13 protein-coding genes are annotated in these 15,930 nt (G+C 65.9%); all 13 read left to right on the forward strand.

The features are described from left to right. Positions 1-50: 50 nt before the first annotated feature. The 13 genes from EDF71_RS20750 (at position 51) to EDF71_RS20810 (ending at position 15,929) form a co-directional block, all read left to right on the forward strand. Positions 51-569 carry an OmpA family protein gene (locus tag EDF71_RS20750; RefSeq protein WP_133858446.1) on the forward strand — a complete coding sequence of 173 codons (519 nt, stop codon included), beginning with the start codon at positions 51-53 and terminating at the stop codon, positions 567-569. A 67-nt stretch (positions 570-636) separates the two neighbouring features. After that, a complete protein-coding gene (locus EDF71_RS20755) occupies positions 637-2,181 on the forward strand; it encodes a hypothetical protein (protein ID WP_133858447.1) in 1,545 nt (514 codons plus the stop codon). A gap of 299 nt (positions 2,182-2,480) precedes the next feature. Then, complete coding sequence (locus EDF71_RS20760; protein WP_133858448.1) at positions 2,481-4,352, forward strand: ATP-binding cassette domain-containing protein; 1,872 nt, start codon at positions 2,481-2,483, stop codon at positions 4,350-4,352. Continuing rightward, entirely contained in the window at positions 4,349-5,677 is a 1,329-nt protein-coding gene (locus EDF71_RS20765; RefSeq protein ID WP_133858449.1) for an HlyD family type I secretion periplasmic adaptor subunit, read from the forward strand. The genes EDF71_RS20760 and EDF71_RS20765 overlap by 4 nt, the downstream gene beginning before the upstream one ends. A 3-nt stretch (positions 5,678-5,680) precedes the next feature. Next, positions 5,681-7,588, forward strand: a complete 1,908-nt coding sequence (locus EDF71_RS20770; RefSeq protein ID WP_243854381.1) for a TolC family protein — start codon at positions 5,681-5,683, stop codon at positions 7,586-7,588. A gap of 81 nt (positions 7,589-7,669) precedes the next feature. Beyond that, complete coding sequence (locus EDF71_RS20775) at positions 7,670-7,852, forward strand: Flp family type IVb pilin (protein ID WP_133858450.1); 183 nt, start codon at positions 7,670-7,672, stop codon at positions 7,850-7,852. Between the two features lie 6 nt (positions 7,853-7,858). After that, positions 7,859-8,413, forward strand: a complete 555-nt coding sequence (locus EDF71_RS20780; RefSeq protein ID WP_243854382.1) for an A24 family peptidase — start codon at positions 7,859-7,861, stop codon at positions 8,411-8,413. Between the two features lie 126 nt (positions 8,414-8,539). Beyond that, on the forward strand, positions 8,540-9,577 hold the full coding sequence (cpaB, locus tag EDF71_RS20785) for a Flp pilus assembly protein CpaB (RefSeq protein ID WP_133858451.1): 1,038 nt from the start codon (positions 8,540-8,542) through the stop codon (positions 9,575-9,577). A gap of 99 nt (positions 9,578-9,676) precedes the next feature. Beyond that, the gene (locus tag EDF71_RS20790) at positions 9,677-11,086 is read left to right on the forward strand and encodes a pilus assembly protein N-terminal domain-containing protein (RefSeq protein ID WP_133858452.1); all 1,410 of its coding nucleotides are present in this window, start codon (positions 9,677-9,679) and stop codon (positions 11,084-11,086) included. Between the two features lie 4 nt (positions 11,087-11,090). Next, a complete protein-coding gene (locus EDF71_RS20795; protein WP_133858453.1) occupies positions 11,091-12,542 on the forward strand; it encodes a pilus assembly protein CpaE in 1,452 nt (483 codons plus the stop codon). 5 nt (positions 12,543-12,547) lie between these two features. Beyond that, positions 12,548-13,873, forward strand: a complete 1,326-nt coding sequence (locus EDF71_RS20800) for a CpaF family protein (protein WP_133858454.1) — start codon at positions 12,548-12,550, stop codon at positions 13,871-13,873. Further along, positions 13,870-14,850, forward strand: a complete 981-nt coding sequence (locus EDF71_RS20805; protein WP_133858455.1) for a type II secretion system F family protein — start codon at positions 13,870-13,872, stop codon at positions 14,848-14,850. The genes EDF71_RS20800 and EDF71_RS20805 overlap by 4 nt, the downstream gene beginning before the upstream one ends. An 89-nt stretch (positions 14,851-14,939) precedes the next feature. Then, positions 14,940-15,929 (forward strand): type II secretion system F family protein, encoded by a 990-nt coding sequence (locus tag EDF71_RS20810; protein ID WP_133858456.1) that lies wholly within the window; start codon positions 14,940-14,942, stop codon positions 15,927-15,929. The last annotated feature ends 1 nt before the right edge of the window (position 15,930 follow it).

Consider the following 15,930-nt stretch of genomic DNA (forward strand, 5'->3'; position numbering starts at 1 on the left):
GCAGCGCTTGCCTGGCAACAGGCAAGCGCGGGACCCCATCAAGGATTGCCATGTTCAAACATCTACCTCTCTCCATCGCCGCCGTGCTGGCCCTGAGCCTGACCGCCTGCGGCACCAGCTCCACCACCTCCAAACGCGAGGAGCATATTTACGCAGTGTCCAAACCGGCACCAGCGCCAGCCCAATCGGGCGTGGCACCCGTCGTGGCCACCGCACAGCCCGGCAAAAAAGGCCCGGCCGATACCGCCCATATCGTGTATTTCGACTTTGATTCCTACACCGTGCGCCCGGCCGATCGCCCGATTCTGGAAAGCCATGCGCGCTGGATGCGCAGCCACCCCGGCCAATCGCTGACCCTGCAAGGCCATACCGATGCGCGCGGCGGCATCGAGTACAACCTGGCGCTGGGCCAGAAACGCGCCGAATCCGTACGCAGCAGTTTGCAGACCCTGGGGGTCGACCCCGCCCGTGTCGAGGCGGTGAGCTATGGCAAGGAACGCCTGGCCGATACCGGTACCAGCGAAGAAGCGCACCAGCGCAACCGCCGGGTCGAGTTCGAGTACCGCTAAGCGCCGCGCTGCATGGCGTGTAGCAGCGCCATGCCTTTCCCTTGTCTCAGCCCCTGGAGGACGCGTGTTGGCGCACCAAGCACCCCACCGCTGGAGCAAACAGCCCAGCCTGGTCCAGCAACTGGGCCTGGGCCTGGACTATCTGAAGACCCGCACCAGCCCCCTGCCCGAGCCCTTTGGCGATTGCATCTTGCTGCTGAGCGTGGCCACCCCGGGTGAGCCCGTGGCCACCTTCTATGTGCGCCGTGCCACCCTGGATGCGGCCTGGCGTGCCGGCACCACCCAGGTGCGCCAATGGGCCTGGAGCCGCAGCCTGGACTGCCTGGAGCTGCGCATAGACTGGCCCTTGCACATCAGTGCGCTGCCAGCCAGCACGCCCTCCTGCAGCCCGCTGCCCGCCGTATCGGCCTGGGCGCTGGCCGACGAGAGCCTGGAGCAGGTGCAACTGGTGCCGCCCCAGCGCTGGTCATCAACAGCCCCCGCTCCCAGCGCATGGCTGCCCGGCATGGCCGAGCCGCCCGACAGCCTGCCCCGCGCCCATTGGCTGCTGCATCTGCAAGGCCTGTTTGTGAACAGCGAAGGCAGCCTGACACAGCTGCCGCGTGTGGACCCGGCCCCGGTACCCAGCACTGCGCCTGCGCTGCCGCTGCCCCTTCCTTTGGGCGATGCCAGTATCGCCATGCTGCAGTCCCTGGCTGTGCCTGAACCCGCGCTCAGCCCCTGGAGCAATGAGCGCCTGGAAGCCTTTTGCGCGCGGCTCTATGCGCTGCTGCTGGTGCAGCAGCACTACCAGCAGCAGCCGGGCGATGCGCTGCCCCAACAGCGTGGCCTGTCCCAGCTGCTGGGTCGTGCTGCGCTGCAGCTGTGCCAGCAAGTCCAGCGCCAGCAGGCAGAGCCAGCGCAGAAACTGAACCATGCACTGTGCCTGCTGGTACTGGCCCGCTATGCACAGGCCCAGCGCGCCGACGCGCTGGACAGCGTGGTGCCGGTGATGGCCCAGTTGGCCCAGCGCATCGGCCCTAAGGAACGGCCCGCGCACAGCGACCTGCAGCCGCCCTTGCCCACACCCAAACCGGCCGCCCTGGCACCCGCCTGGCGCCTGGTGGCGCTGGCGGCCTATGCCGATTGCATGGCTACCGACGGGGCAGCATCGACAGGACCCACCGCGCTGAGCGATGCCAGCGCTGCCAAACCCGGTAGCAAGCTTGCCAATGAAGCCAGCACTGCCAGCATCGCAACACCTGAAATGAATGCCATCGAAACCCTGACCCGGCACTGGCTGCAGTGGCACCTGCTGGCCCATGGCGGGGCCTCAGCGCCGCAACCCGATTGGTCCGTCATCGCAGTGGCCGAGCTGGCCTTGCAACCGGGCCTGGTCGCTGCGCGCCAGCATTTGCAAAGCTGCAGCTGGCTGGCGGCGCTGCGCCAGCCCTTGCGCGCCAGCTTGCCGCAATACATCCAGCCTGAGGCTGCGATGTTCGTTCCACCCGACACCCGGGAGCAGGCCGCGTTTATCGAGCCTTTTGCCTATGCCGATCCCTTCCAAGCCAGCAGTTGGCGCAGTTACCAGTGGATTCACCGTATCGCTGTTCCCCAATTAATCAATTTTTGATTAGCAAATACCTTTAATTTGTTGAACATTTACATAGAAAAAAGCTTTAAGAAACCCTCTCTCGCAATATTTAGATAAACCCTATATTTAGTATCTGGGTGGGAGACATTTGTCATAAAAAAATACAATTTCTTACTAACGCTGTTCCGGGATATGTTTGATAAAAATCAAAGTAAATTACAAAAAATGGCGGCTAGAACCGCAGTCGAGTTAGCGAGTTAATAAGAAAAACCAATAACGTATTTGCATATTTGTGCAGCGCAACAGTGGATCGCTGAGAGGAATTGGGAGAGACCAACATGATCGAGTACCTGCTACCCCGCGCCTTGGTGTCCCGCACCGAAGCCACGGCGCAGGCCCAGGAGGCCGAAGCGGCGACGGCCAGCCCGTTTGCCTCTGCCATGGCGACGTCGTTCGCTCATGCCAAAGGCCACCTGCACCAGGCCGTCTGGCTGTCCCTGCCCATCAGTCTGCTGGGCCTTCTGCCCTCCATCTTCTTGCTGCAGGTCTATAACCGCGTCATCTCACGCGGCGGCACGGCCACCCTCACCGCCATGGTGGCCGGCGTGCTCTGCATGCTGGGCCTGGAGCTTTACCTGCGCCGCAAGCGTGCCCGTGCACTGCGGGAAGCCGGCGCCACGATTGACCGCGAAGTCTCGCAAAGCTTGATGCGCTCCATGCTGGGCCACCCCTTGTTGACTCTGGAGCAACGCTCTGCCACGCAGTGGTTGCAGCTGTTCCGCGATGTCGGCTCGATGCGCTCCTGCATCTCGGGCGGCGTGGCCTCCTCGGTACTGGATCTGCCGATGGCCCTGCTCGCGTTGATCGTGATCGGCATCATCGCCTGGCCCGTCCTGCCGGTGATTGTGGTGGCCATGATTGTGCTGGGCGTGCTGGCCTGGTGGTGGGCCGATGAGGTGCGCAGTGGCCGGGTCGAAGAAGTCGAGCAGGCGCGCCAGTTGGACCGTGGCACGGCCGAGATCTGCAATGCACGCGGCACCCTCAAGGTGCTGGGCTATGACGCAGCGGCCCAGCAGGCCTGGCAGTCCGGTTATGACCGCTGGCTGGCCGAGAGCTTCGACAAGAACGGCGAAATGGAAAACGCCAAGGAAACCAGCCATGTGCTGCTGACCTTTTTCTCGATGGCCGTCATCACCGTCGGTGCGCTGGCCATCAATGCGCAATGGATGAGCATCGGCAGCCTGATGGCCGTGAACCTGCTGTCAGGCAAGGCCCTGGGCCCGATCGCCCAGCTGGCCAGCAACTGGCGCTCATTGGCCCGTGCCAACGAGGCCACCGTGCGCCTGCAGGAAGCGCTGGAAGAGCCGCTGGAGCCCGAAAGCCAACGCATTGCGCTGCCCCGGCCACGCGGCGTGTTCCGCCTGGAGCAGGCCAGCTTCCAGTACCCCTCGGGCCATCTGGCGCTGGACCAGGTGTCGCTGCAGATCGGCCCTGGCGGCATCCATGCCATCCTGGGCCGCAATGGCGCCGGCAAATCCACCCTGGCCAAGCTGTTGGCCGGCCTGTACCAGCCCACGCAGGGCACGATCTCGATCGACGAATACGACATGGCGCAGTTCCCGCGCAATGACCTGGGCCGTTGGGTGGGCTGCCTTGCGCAGCAGACCTACTGGTTCAGCGGCCCCATCGTCGATATCCTGCGCATGGTCAGCCCCGATGCCGATGACGGCCAGATCTTGGCGGCTTGCCAACTGGCGGGCGCGCACAGCTTCATCAGCCGGCTGCCCCAGGGCTACCAGACCATCCTGGGCGAAGGCGGCGCGGGCCTGTCCGCCGGCGAGCTGCGCAAGCTCGGCCTGGCCCAGCTGTTCTTGCGCAACCCCTCGGTGCTGATCCTGGACGAGCCCAGCAACGACCTGGATTTCGAAAGCGAAACCGCGCTGCTGCAAACCCTGCGCCAGATTGCGACCAAGCACACGGTCATCATCGTCACCCATTCGCTGCGCGTCGCATCGCTCGCCCAGCATATCTACCATGTGCGCGGCGATGGCCAGGTTGACCAGGGCCAGCCCGAGCAGATGCTGCCACTGCTCTTTGGCCTCAGCAACAAGCCAGCGGCGGCCGCCAATGAGGCCACCGCATCGCGCAGCGCAGCCGCCAAGCCATCGGCCCCATCCGGCCCCACACAAGCCCAGGGGTTGGCATCATGAGCGCCCGCACCCTCCACGACCTGCCCCAGGTACTGCAAAACCTGGAGCGCGCACCCGATCCCGGTACGCCCGCACCCGGCCGCAACCAGCGCCGCATCGCGCTGGCGGCCCTGGGCGTGCTGGTGCTGGTCGGCCTGTTCTACCCGGTAGAGAACGTCGTGGTGGCCACCGGCCAGGTGATTCCTTCCGACCGCGTGCAGACCGTGCAGCATCTGGAAGGCGGCATCGTCACCACCGTGCATGTGAAGGAAGGCCAGGAAGTACACAAGGGCGAGCCGCTGCTGGAGATTGACCTGGGCGGCAGCAGCCTGAACCTGGAGCAACTGACGGCCCGCAGCGCCACCGCGCAGGCCAGCCGCACGCGCCTGACGGCCGAGAGCCAGGGACTGGCGCTCAAGGCCACAGATTTCCCCAAGGAGCTGGAGAGCAAGATCGTGCGCGCCGAGATGGGCGCCTTCACCTCCCGTGCACTGGAATACCAGGGCAGCCTCGCATCCAGCCAGGCCATGCTGCTGCAGGCCCGCGGCGATGTGGCCCAAAGCCAGGCCCGTATTGACGGCCTGCGCAGCAGCCTGGCCCTGCACGAGCAAGAGGCGGGCATTGCCCAGCAATTGGCGGCCGAGCAGCTGATTGGCCAGCTTGAAGTGCTGGACAAGCAGCGCGCCCTGACCCTGGTACGCACCGATCTGGCGGCCGCCGTGCAAAGCCTGGTCAGCAACCGTGCCAAGGTCGAGCAGGCCCAGGCCAAGATTCTGGAAACCCAGGGCGCGTTCCGCCGCCGTGCCTCCGAAGAGCTGGCCCAGACCGAGCGCGAACTGCTCAGCCTGAGCGAAGACCTGTCCCGCGCCCGCAGCCAGCGCAGCCGCACCGTCGTGCTGGCTCCCACCGATGGCGTGGTCAAAGGTCTGCGCAGCTCGGGCGCCGGCTGGGTGGTCAAGCCCGGCGAGGCGATTTTGGAAGTGGTGCCCGACAAGGACGAGGTCATCGTCGAAGCGCGCCTGAACCCGGCCGACCGGGGCTATGTGCGCGCCGGCCAGGAAACCAAGGCCAAGGTCAGTGCCTACGACTACCTGCGCTATGGCTTTGTGCCTGGCAAGGTGACCCTGGTGTCAGCCGATGCCGACCACGACCCGAACGTGCCCGATTCGCCCTCGTATTTCCGCATCCAGGCCAGCCTGAGCCAACCCTGGGTCGGCCGCAAGGACAACCGCATCACCACCGGCATGCAGGCCGAGCTCGATCTGCTGCTGGGCCGCGAACCCTTTATCTGGTACCTGCTGCGCCCCGTGCTGCATATCCAGAGCGAAGCTTTCCGGGAGCCTTGAGCCATGCGCCTCTTTGCCCCGCTTCCCCCCAGCAGTCTGCCAGCCCGCTACCTGGTGGCCCAGCCGCGCCTGGCTTGCCCAGGGCGTGCCGAGCCGCAGGGGTCTGCGGTGTGGGGAATCGTCTGCGCGCTCACCATGGCCTTGGCCAGTAGCGATCTGCAGGCGCAGGGCTTCTCCGATGGCACCGTGCCGGCGCAGGACAGCAGCCAGGCCGAAGCCACGCCAGTGCTGGAGATGCCGCTGCGCGTGCAGATGGCCGAACCCGCGCCAGACAGCAGCGATACCGCGCTTGAACTGGCCAGCAGCGCCGAAGCCACAACCACGGCAGAACTGCCTGCTGCCCCGACACCTGCGCCAGCGGCACCAACTGCCCCCGTCATACCCGCCTACAACGGTCCGGCTGCCCTATTGCAGATGGCGCCCAAGCTGATGCCCGGCACGCTCGCCGGCAACTCGTCCCAGCAGCAGCTGCTGGCGGCGCTCTACACCATGCTCAGCGAGCATCCCGATGTGCGCAAGGCGCGCGCCGCGGTGGAATCGGCGGGCTACGACACCCACACGGCAGAAGGCGCACGCTGGCCTACCTTCAAACTGGGTACCTCGGCCGGCAATGCGGCCCTGCCCCAGGGCGGGCGCCGCAGCTCGTACACGGCAGTGAATGCCGAGGTGCGCATGAACCTGCTCGATGGCGGCGCCATCAGCGCCGGCATCGATTCGGCCCAGGCCATGGAAGCGGCGCAAGGCAGCGCCCTCTACACCACGCGCCAGAATGTGCTGCTCGACGCGCTGTCGGCCTTGCTGGAGCTGCACCGCTTTCAGACCAAGGCCCGCATTGCCTCCGAGTCGGCCGAGATCATCGGCCAGCTGGCCCGGGTGGAAGAGCGCCGCGCCGAGCTGGGTGCCGTGGGCCGCAATGACCTGCGCCAGGCCGCATCGCGCCGCGCCAGCGCACTGGCCCAGCAAAACGCCCTGGAAGCCCAGCGCATCGATGCGCAGGCCCGCTTTACCCGGTTCTTCAACTACATCCCCAGCCTCACGTGGCTGCCCGAGCCCCAGGTGCCCAGCTTCTGGGTGCCAACGAATGAACAAGCCGCACTGCTGGCCGCCGAAGACCAAAGCGCCGAGCTGCGCGAGATCGGTCATCTGATCGAGCGCGCCCAGGCCGAGGTGGACCGCAGCAAGGCCCAGCGCTGGCCCACGGTGGCAGCGGTGGTCTCGCACACCCGCGACCCCAAGAGCGTGCTCTACACCGAAGGCACGCGCTATGGCGTGGAGCTGAACTGGAACTTTGGCAATGGCTTTGAGCTACGGGACCGCATCCTCAAGGCCATCAGCGAGCTGCAGGCCCAACAAGCCCAGCAAGAAGCCGTGCGCCGCCAGGTGCATGAGGCCGCCTCATCGGCCTGGGGCCGCTGGCAAGCGGGACGCGCCCGCGAAGCCCAGCTGCGCGATGCCGTGCGCGAAGCCAGTGCCGCCTTTGAGGGCTACCGGCGCCTCTTGGAAGTGGGCCGGGGCAACCTCTCGCAGGTGCTCGATGCCCAGCTCGACGTACAGCGCCTGATGCTGGACGCCGCCGATGCCATGTATGACCAGCGCATCAATGAATTGCGCCTGACCCGCACCACCGGCCAGTTGCTGCCCCGCGACTTGCCCGAGCACTGGCTGGACCAGCTCTTTGCCCAGCGCTTTGCGAATGCCCCCGCGCCTGCCACCGCGCAGCGCCCCTTTGCCGGCCCTGGCTCCGCGCCACTGGCCAGCAGCCGCGCAGCCCCTGCCCGGCCCGGCACACCTTATACCTCCCCCCCTGTTTTGACTGCACAGCACCTGCCGCTGCGCCTGGACCACCGATGGGACACGCAGCTGCTCAGCCAGCCGCAAGGCCCTGGTGCGCCGCGCGCTCTGCGCTGGTAAGAGGTACGGGTTTCCACAGCGACAGGCGCTTGCCCACGCCTGCCACTGTTTTTCAGCTGGGCTATGTAAATGGAGAGCATCATGACCAACATCATCAAGAACTTCTGGAACGATGAAGAAGGCGCGACCGCCATTGAGTATGGGTTGATTGCGGGGCTCATTGCGGTCGGTCTCCTTGCAGCACTGACTGATATCGGGAAGGAGCTAAAAGTCGTTTTTGAAAAGATCGCTGAATCTTTGACTGCTGCTGCCACACCCGGTTGAGCAGACGTGGCTACCACTGCCTTCACCTGGATCCTGCTGCTGTGGCTCGTCGCCATAGCAGTCATGGACCTGCGCAGCCGCAAGGTGCGCAACTGGATGGTGCTACTGGGCCTGGCAACCGGCCTAGCAGCACTGTTCGGAGGTGCACAACCGTTCGACATGCTGGCCTGGCAAGGCCTGGCAGGTATGGCGGTGGCCTTTGTCGCTCTGCTGCCCCTGTACGCCATCCGCTGGATGGGCGCCGGGGATGTCAAGTTTGCGGCGGTGGCTGGGCTGTGGTTTGGGCTGTCCCCCTATCTGCTGGCCATCTGGCTGGGTGCCAGCCTGCTTGCCGGTCTGCACAGCATGGTCGTATTGGGATGCCGCATTCTGCTGCGCAGCCCCCTAGGCGCACTGCTGCTGGCCAGGCTGCCCATGCTGCAACCCGTACTGCCAGCCGGTGCCGATGCGCCTGCCAACGACCGACCCCGTGGTCCCCGGCGCAGCATTCCCTATGCCGGGTATATGGCCCTGGTGGCAATCGTGCTGATGATGCGCAATTCCGTTCCTTTCCAGGGTTGAAGGACTGCTGACATGCACCTCTATCCACCTCCCCCTTCCATGTGCTTTGCTGTCGTCCCCCTGGGCCGCATGCGCTGCCGCGACAGCAAAGCATATGCCGCGTTCAACCTCTAGGAGCCCTCGACCATGAACCTCACCAAGATACTTGCCGGCCTGCTGCTGGTACTGGCCTTGGCCCTGGGCCTGGGCGCCTTGCTGCTGGGCCGCCAGACGGCCAATCGGCCGGTGGCGCCGACCACCGCGCCAAGCAGCGGTGCTGCCAGCCAAGCTGCGCCCACCTTTGCCGTTGTGGTAGCGGCCAAGCCTATTGCGGCAGGCCAGCGGCTGGTCGCGGACGATATCAAGATCGCGCAGTTGCCGGTGGCCGTGGCCTCCAGCTTTGCCACCACCGATGTGCTGCTGGGCCGCACCACCACCATGGCCTTGGCGCCTGATGCCCCCTTGTTTGAGCAGCAGCTGATCAGCGGCTTAGCGCTGCAGGTCGAGTCCGGTCAACGGGCGGTGTCCGTCGGTATCCGCGAGGCCATGGCTGCGGGCCACCATGTGCGGCCGGGTGATTTTGTCGATGTGTTCTTCACCTTGGACGGCAAGACCGATGCCGCCGAGGTAGACAGCCAGACCCGGCTGCTGCTGGCACGCACCCGTGTGCTGGCCTATGGCGCAGCCAGTGTGGAAAACCCACCGCTCACCCAGGCCCAGCGCCAGCAGGAAGAGCAAGAAGCCGCCAAGACCGGCAGCAGCGCCAATGCGGCGCGGCGCAATACACAAGATGCCCAGGCGGCGCGCAGTGCTGCCACCGCCGTGCTGGCCGTGCCTTTGCAGGACGTAGAGCGCCTGACCCTGGCCGAGAAATATGGCCAGCTGAGCCTGGCACTGCGCAACCCCGATGACAGCCGCTTGCCCGACCCGGCGCTGTTTGCGGCCCTGCCCACCGTGCTGCAGCCCGTAGCGGGCAAGCTGGCCAAGGGCGAACAACTGCAGGACATGGACCGCTCCTTTGCCGGCCTGCGCTTCAAGGATCTGGCAACGGGCGCTGACAGCAAACCAGCGCGCCGCCCCCCCACCATCACGCAGGCCAAGGCGCCCGCGCCCGCTGCACCCATGGCGCCACCACGCTCGCTGGAGGTCTACCAAGGCGGCAGCGTGCAGACCGTACGTTATTGATGGCGGCCGGGGTTGTCAGCCCCGGTTGACCGCGCCGCCACAGGCGCACACGGGCCCGCAAGGCCCGGAACCAGAACGAGACAGACGAGGGAACCGACTATGAGAACCACCGCACTCGCATCCGCCGCCTGGCTGCCCCTGCTGGTCAGCGCCCTGGCCGTGCAGGCCCAGACTGTAGCGCCCGCTGCCAATAGCGCACAGCCCCTGGCGCTGGTGCAAGGCCAGCAGCAGCTGTTCAAGCCCGGTATCGCCATTGCACGCATCGCCATTGGCGACCCTGCCGTGTTGGATGTGCAGGTGCTGGGCGAACTGCCCCAGACTGGCAAGCCTGCCACAGGCAAGGCAGCCGGCCAGCGCCCCGTCCGCCATGCCGAGCTGCTGCTGACCCCCAAGGCCGCAGGCAGCACCACCTTCATGGTCTGGCCTAGCCAGGGTGAGCCTCAAACCTGGAACGTCGTGGTCAGCGGCCCGCGTCTCTTGCTGGAGCGCCGCCTGCAATCCTTGCCCGAGCATGCACGCGCATCGGCCGACTTGGCCCTCACCGCACCCAAGGGCACGCCACTGACCGACCTCTCCCAGGTGAATGTGCGCAGCAATACCGTGCAGGTCGATGTGCAGGTGGTGGAGTTCAAGAAGTCGGCCATGCGGCGCGCGGGCGTGCAGCTCAACAGCGGCGGTGCCAATGACCATGGCTTCCAGTTTGGGGTCTACACCCCGGGCAGCAATGGCAGCAGCAGTGGCTCGTCGAGTGGCAGCAGTGGCAGTGGTAGTGGTACTGGCAGCGGTACCGATGGGGGCACCTCGGCCATTGCCAGTGCGATGAACCTGGTGCTGGGCTTTGGCCGGGCCTTCAGCGGCAAGGGCATTACCGCGCAGCTGGGCTTTCTGGAAGGCAATGGCCTGGCGCGTGTGCTCGCCAAGCCTACGCTGGTGGCCCAAAGCGGCCAGACCGCGAGCTTCCTGGCTGGCGGCGAAATCCCCATCCCCGTGCCCAGCGGCGGCAGCAACAGCATTTCCATCCAGTACAAGGAGTTTGGCGTCAAGCTGCAGCTGACGCCGACCATTCTTTCCAATGAGCGCATCGCCCTCAAGGTCGCGCCCGAAGCCAGCGACCTGGACTACACCCAGGGCGTCACCATCAACGACATCTCGGTGCCGGCCTTGCGCACCCGCCGTGCCGACACCTTTGTCGAGCTGGCCGATAGCGAGAGCTTTGTCATCGGTGGGCTGGTCAGCCGCTCAACCCTGTCCAATGTCAACAAGGTACCCCTGCTCGGTGACCTGCCCATCCTGGGCACCTTCTTCAAAAACCTCAACTACTCGCAGGAAGAGACCGAGCTGGTGATCATCGTCACCCCACGCCTGGTGCAGCCCTTGCCCGCAGGCACCAACCTGGAGGCACTGCTGCCCGGTGCCCAGCAAGAGCTGCCCAATGCCGGCCGCGTCTGGGCGCCTTATGCCGTGGGTGCGCCCTATGCCGACTCTCCCCTGCCCGGCTTTTCGTACTGATGCCATGAACAAGGATTCTCTCGCCCCCCACGGCGCAGGCCCCACGCCCGAGAACCCCTCGCTGGCCGACCTGCTCACGCCCAGGCCCGGGCAGGCACGGCCTGCGCCGGCAGATGCCAACGAGCGCCCAGCCCTGCGCGCTGTGCCGCCCTCGCTGACGCCGGTGCCGGCCGCGGCCGAACACGCTGGCGACATGCCTGCCACCGTGCCACTGCTGCTGGTGCAGGCGCCGCCGCCGCAAGGCGCTCTGGCCCTGGTCTGGATGCAGCGCCTGCTGGGCGGCGCCCAGCCCCATGTCGCCCAAAGCCTGTACACGGTGGCCGATCAAGTGCAGCAGCTGCAACCCCAGGCCGTCCTGGTGCAGTTTGACTGCGCCAATGTCGAGGCCTCCACCGCGCTGGTCAGCCAGTTGCAGCAGGCCTTTCCGCACATCCCCCGGGTGGCGATTGGCCATGCGCAAGACGCAGAGTGCCTGCTGGCGGCACTGCGTGCAGGCGTGCAGGATTTTCTGGATCTGGATGCGCCGCTGGAGCCGGCCCAGCGCGTGGTCAGCCAGTTGCTGGCACGCCCCGCTGCTGTTGACCACCGCCGCGCGGATGCCGCGCCCATCACCGCGCTGCTCTCGGCCCGGGCGGGCCTGGGCTGCAGCCTGCTGGCATCGCACCTGGCCTGGCATCTGCAAGAAGGCCTGAGCCCGGCACGCGCAGGCAAGGCTGCTGCAACCACCAACCATGCAGCCGATGCGCAGAGCCTGCACACCCTGCTGCTGGACATGGGTGCCTCCGGCGGGGACTGCGCCATCTACCTCAACACGCCAGGCGAGTTCAGCCTGGCCGATGCGCTCAGCCAGCAGCGGCGCCTGGACAAGCGCATGGCGGCCAGTGCGCTGTCGCGCCACCCCAGCGGCCTGCGGCTACTGACCATGCCGCGCCATGCCGCATTGCCAGCGGCCGGAGAGATTGACGCGCTGGTCCAGCGCCTGGGCCAGTATTTTGAGCACCTGGTATTGGACCTGGGTGCCGATACGCCGCTGCCGGTGATGGCCGAGGTGCTGCCCCAGGCCGACCAGATCTGGTTGGTTTGCGACCAGAGCGTGGCCAGCGTGGTCTGGACGGCCGAGCTGCTGCAGCAGCTGCAGGCCATGGGCATTGCGCCCGAGCGCATCGAGCTGATCGTGAACCGCCATGACAGCCGCCTGGAGCTGGCAGCCGCGCATATGGCGGCCCAGTTGCAACTGCCTTTGCTGGCCAGCATTCCAGAGCGCCGCCGCCCCTTGATGCAGGAGGTCAACCGGGGCCAGCTGCTGCAGGCGCAGCAGCGCAGCGAGCCCTATGTGAAGGCCGTTGGCCAGCTGGCCGATCAGCTGCTGGCCGAGCACCACCCTCAGCGCCTGAGCCAGCGCAGCAGCGCGGTCGGGCCCTTGCAATACCTTCTCCAGCGCCTGCGCGGACACTGAAAACCATGACGACCACGGACTACACCCACTCCGCCACCGCTGCCAGCGAGAGCCTGCAGCATGCCCAGCTGCTCGCCGATCTGAAGAACCATGCCTATGAGCATTTGCTCAGCCGCATTGAGGAGCTGGGGGCGGAGTTTGGCCGCTGGTCGCAGGCGGCAATTGCGCAGTTTGTGAAGCTGGAGCTGGACAGCTTTATCCGCCTGCATGCGGTGCCGGTCAACGACCAGGAAGCGCGGCAGGTAGCCGAGGCGCTCAGCCGCGAGCTGACCGGCCTGGGCCCGCTGCAGCCGCTGCTGGAAGACCCACGTGTCGAGGACATCCTCATCAATGGCTACCGGGACATCTATGTCTCGCGCGGCGGCATGCTTGAGCGCGAGGCCTCGCACTTCAAGGATGACGAGCATGTGCTGCGCATCGTGCGGCGCATTCTGGCGCCGCTGGGCCGGCGGCTCGATGAATCCAGCCCCATGGTCGATGCCCGTCTGCCCGATGGTGGCCGTATCAATGTGATCATCGGCCCGCTGGCCATTGACGGCCCGACGGTCTCGATCCGCAAGTTCCGCAAGGATCCGCTCACCCCCAAGGACCTGGTGCAGCTGGGCAGCTTCAACGAAGACATCTGCCGCATTCTGGAGATGGCCGTCAAGGCCCGCTGCAACATCTTGGTCAGCGGCGGCACCAGCTCGGGCAAGACCTCCTTGCTCAATGCGCTGGCCAGCTTCATCCCCAGCAACGAGCGCATCGTGACCATTGAGGACACCGCGGAGCTGGCCCTGAACCACAGCCATGTGGTGCGGCTGGAGAGCCGGCCGGGCAGCTTTGACGGCTCGGGCCATGTGAGCATCCGCGACCTGCTGGTCAACAGCCTGCGCATGCGGCCCGACCGCATCATCGTCGGCGAAGTGCGCAGCGGCGAAGTGCTGGAACTGCTGCAGGCCATGAACACCGGCCACGATGGCTCCATGGGCACCATCCATGCCAGCTCGCCCCGTGAATGCCTCTACCGCGCCGAGATGCTGGCCGGCTTTGCCGGCTTTCAGGGCAGCGAAGTGAGCCTGCGCCGCCAGATTGCCAATGCGGTGGACTTTATCGTGCAGATCGGCCGCCTCTCCAACGGCCGCCGGCGCCTGCTGTCGCTGACCGAGGTCACCGGCATGACCGACAACATGATCTCTACCCAGGAGCTTTACCGCTACGAGTCCCAGATCGGGCCCGACGGCCAGGAGCAGGACCAATGGGTCTCCATGGGCATCTCCCCACACTCGCCCAAATTGCTGGCCTGGTGGCGGGGTCAACAGCAGGCTGGCAACAGCGGAGGGCAACGATGAACATCCACCCGGTCGTCCTGGTCATCGCCGCCCTCGCCTGCGCGCTGCTGGCCCTGGCGCTGTGGCTGTTCTCCCGTGCGCGCCAGCAGCAGGCGCGGCAATCGATTGCCGGCCATATGCAGCGCAGCCGAGATATCCAGCGCGATCTGATGGCCAGCGTTGCAGCAGCGCCCATGCCCGGCATGGTGGCCGATCCGCGTGCCTCCGCCGCCTTGCCGAGCGCGCTCAGCCCCTCGGCATCGGCACGGCAATGGCTGTATGACCATCTGGGTTATGGCGCCTGGGGCATCACCCCGCGCGGCCTGGTCATGATCGCCGGCCTGGGGCTGTTACTCGCGTGTCTGGTGGCATTGCAAGCAGGCGCCTTGCTGGGCCTGATGGTGCTGGCCGTCTACGCACTGCTGACCTGGTTTGGCATCTGGCACCGGGTGAGCAAGCGCCGCGCCAAGATGCTCTCGCTGCTGCCCGGCTTTCTGGACAATATGGTGCGCCTGATCTCCATCGGCAACTCGCCCCATGCCGCCTTCCAGTTTGCCAGCGGCAATGTGCCCGAGCCACTGGGCAGTGCCCTGCAGCATGTCAATGCCTCGCTCAGCGTCTCGCCCGATTTGGGCCAGGCGATGACCCAACTCGAACGCACCTGGAAGCTGGCCGAATTTGGTCTGCTCGCCGCCGTGTTCCGCATGAGCACGCGCTATGGCGGCCGGGTGGACCAGGTGCTGGAGCGGGTATCGGCCTATATCCGAGACCGCCAATCGGCCGAGCGCGAACTCCATTCCCTCTCCACCGAAGTGCGCCTGTCAGCCTGGATCCTGGCCTTGCTGCCCATCGTTGTGGGCAGCTTGATCATGCTGCTCAACCAGGGCTACTTTATGCGGCTGTGGCAGGACGGTACGGGCCAAAAAATGATCTTTATCGCAGCAGGCCTGGAAGTGTTTGGCTCCTTCCTGCTGTACCGGCTGGCACGCCTGAAATAAGGAGGGCTAGAGATGCTTCTATCCATTTGCCTTCAAGACCGCCGGGGTACATCGCCGTCGGCGCACGCCTGCTGTGCAGAGGAGCGCCCATGACCGCTGACCAACTGTGGATCGCAAGCCTGGTGCTGGCTGCTTTGGGTCTGCTGATGCTTGCTGGCCGGCTGCTGCTGCGCCAGCACCGCGCCGAACGCACCGAGCAGCGTGTCGTACAGCTGCTGCGCCAGCGCGAAGCGTCAGCGGCGGTAATTCAGCCTTTCCCGATACCCGGCCTGCAGCCCTTGCCCAGCTCCGCGTCTCAAAGCGAGCAGGAAGCGGCCCAGCAGGTGATCGAGCGCCTCAAGCCCCCTGCCTGGCTGGAAACGGGCTTGGCCAAGGCCTTGTTTGCCGACGAAGACCGCAAACTCATGGAGCAGGCAGGCATCGAGATGGCACGTGGTGGCCTCACGTTTGTGGTGAGCCGCACGGTGCTGTGCTTGGCCCTGCCGGCTTTGGCGCTGCTGATTTTTGAGCCCCAGGGCACCATGGCTGTGTTCTATGCTTTTGCGGCTTTCAGCCTGGGCCTGATGCTGCCCAAGTGGATTCTGCGCTCCAAGGCCACCAACCGCCGCAAGCAGGTGGTCGAAGAGCTGCCGCTGTTTGTGGACCTGTTGCGCCTGCTGCAAGGCGTGGGCCTGAGCATTGACCAGAGTTTGCATATTCTGGCGACCGAGTTTGGCAGCGTGCTGCGGGTGCTGAGCGCCGAGCTGGGCCTGGCCAACCGGCTCTACAGCTCGGGCCGCACGCGTGAGCAGTCGCTGCAGCGCCTGGCCATGCTGGGGGCCGACGACGACATGAGCGCCGTGGTCAACCTGCTGGTGCAGGTGGACCGGCATGGCGGCGCCGTGCAGGAGCCGCTGCGCGAGTTCAGCCTGCGCCTGCGTGAAAAGCGCCAGGCCAACTTCAAGGAAAAGATCGGCACCATCACGGTCAAGATGACCGGCGTGATGGTGCTGACTTTGCTCCCTGCCTTGATCGTGATCACCGCAGGGCCCGGCTTTACGGCGGTGATCCGCTCCCTGTCATCCATTGGAGGGCGATAAG

Origin of the sequence: Comamonas sp. JUb58 (assembly GCF_004364775.1) — a bacterium.
Classification (GTDB): Bacteria; Pseudomonadota; Gammaproteobacteria; order Burkholderiales; family Burkholderiaceae_C; genus Comamonas.

Excerpts from the sequence above, each read along its gene's own strand:
- EDF71_RS20770 (WP_243854381.1), top strand. The coding sequence starts at position 5,681 with ATGCGCCTCTTTGCCCCGCTTCCCCCCAGCAGTCTGCCAGCCCGCTAC.
- EDF71_RS20760 (WP_133858448.1), top strand. The coding sequence starts at position 2,481 with ATGATCGAGTACCTGCTACCCCGCGCCTTGGTGTCCCGCACCGAAGCC.
- cpaB (WP_133858451.1), top strand. The coding sequence starts at position 8,540 with ATGAACCTCACCAAGATACTTGCCGGCCTGCTGCTGGTACTGGCCTTG.
- EDF71_RS20765 (WP_133858449.1), top strand. The coding sequence starts at position 4,349 with ATGAGCGCCCGCACCCTCCACGACCTGCCCCAGGTACTGCAAAACCTG.
- EDF71_RS20750 (WP_133858446.1), top strand. The coding sequence starts at position 51 with ATGTTCAAACATCTACCTCTCTCCATCGCCGCCGTGCTGGCCCTGAGC.
- EDF71_RS20805 (WP_133858455.1), top strand. The coding sequence starts at position 13,870 with ATGAACATCCACCCGGTCGTCCTGGTCATCGCCGCCCTCGCCTGCGCG.
- EDF71_RS20810 (WP_133858456.1), top strand. The coding sequence starts at position 14,940 with ATGACCGCTGACCAACTGTGGATCGCAAGCCTGGTGCTGGCTGCTTTG.
- EDF71_RS20775 (WP_133858450.1), top strand. The coding sequence starts at position 7,670 with ATGACCAACATCATCAAGAACTTCTGGAACGATGAAGAAGGCGCGACC.
- EDF71_RS20800 (WP_133858454.1), top strand. The coding sequence starts at position 12,548 with ATGACGACCACGGACTACACCCACTCCGCCACCGCTGCCAGCGAGAGC.
- EDF71_RS20795 (WP_133858453.1), top strand. The coding sequence starts at position 11,091 with ATGAACAAGGATTCTCTCGCCCCCCACGGCGCAGGCCCCACGCCCGAG.
- EDF71_RS20790 (WP_133858452.1), top strand. The coding sequence starts at position 9,677 with ATGAGAACCACCGCACTCGCATCCGCCGCCTGGCTGCCCCTGCTGGTC.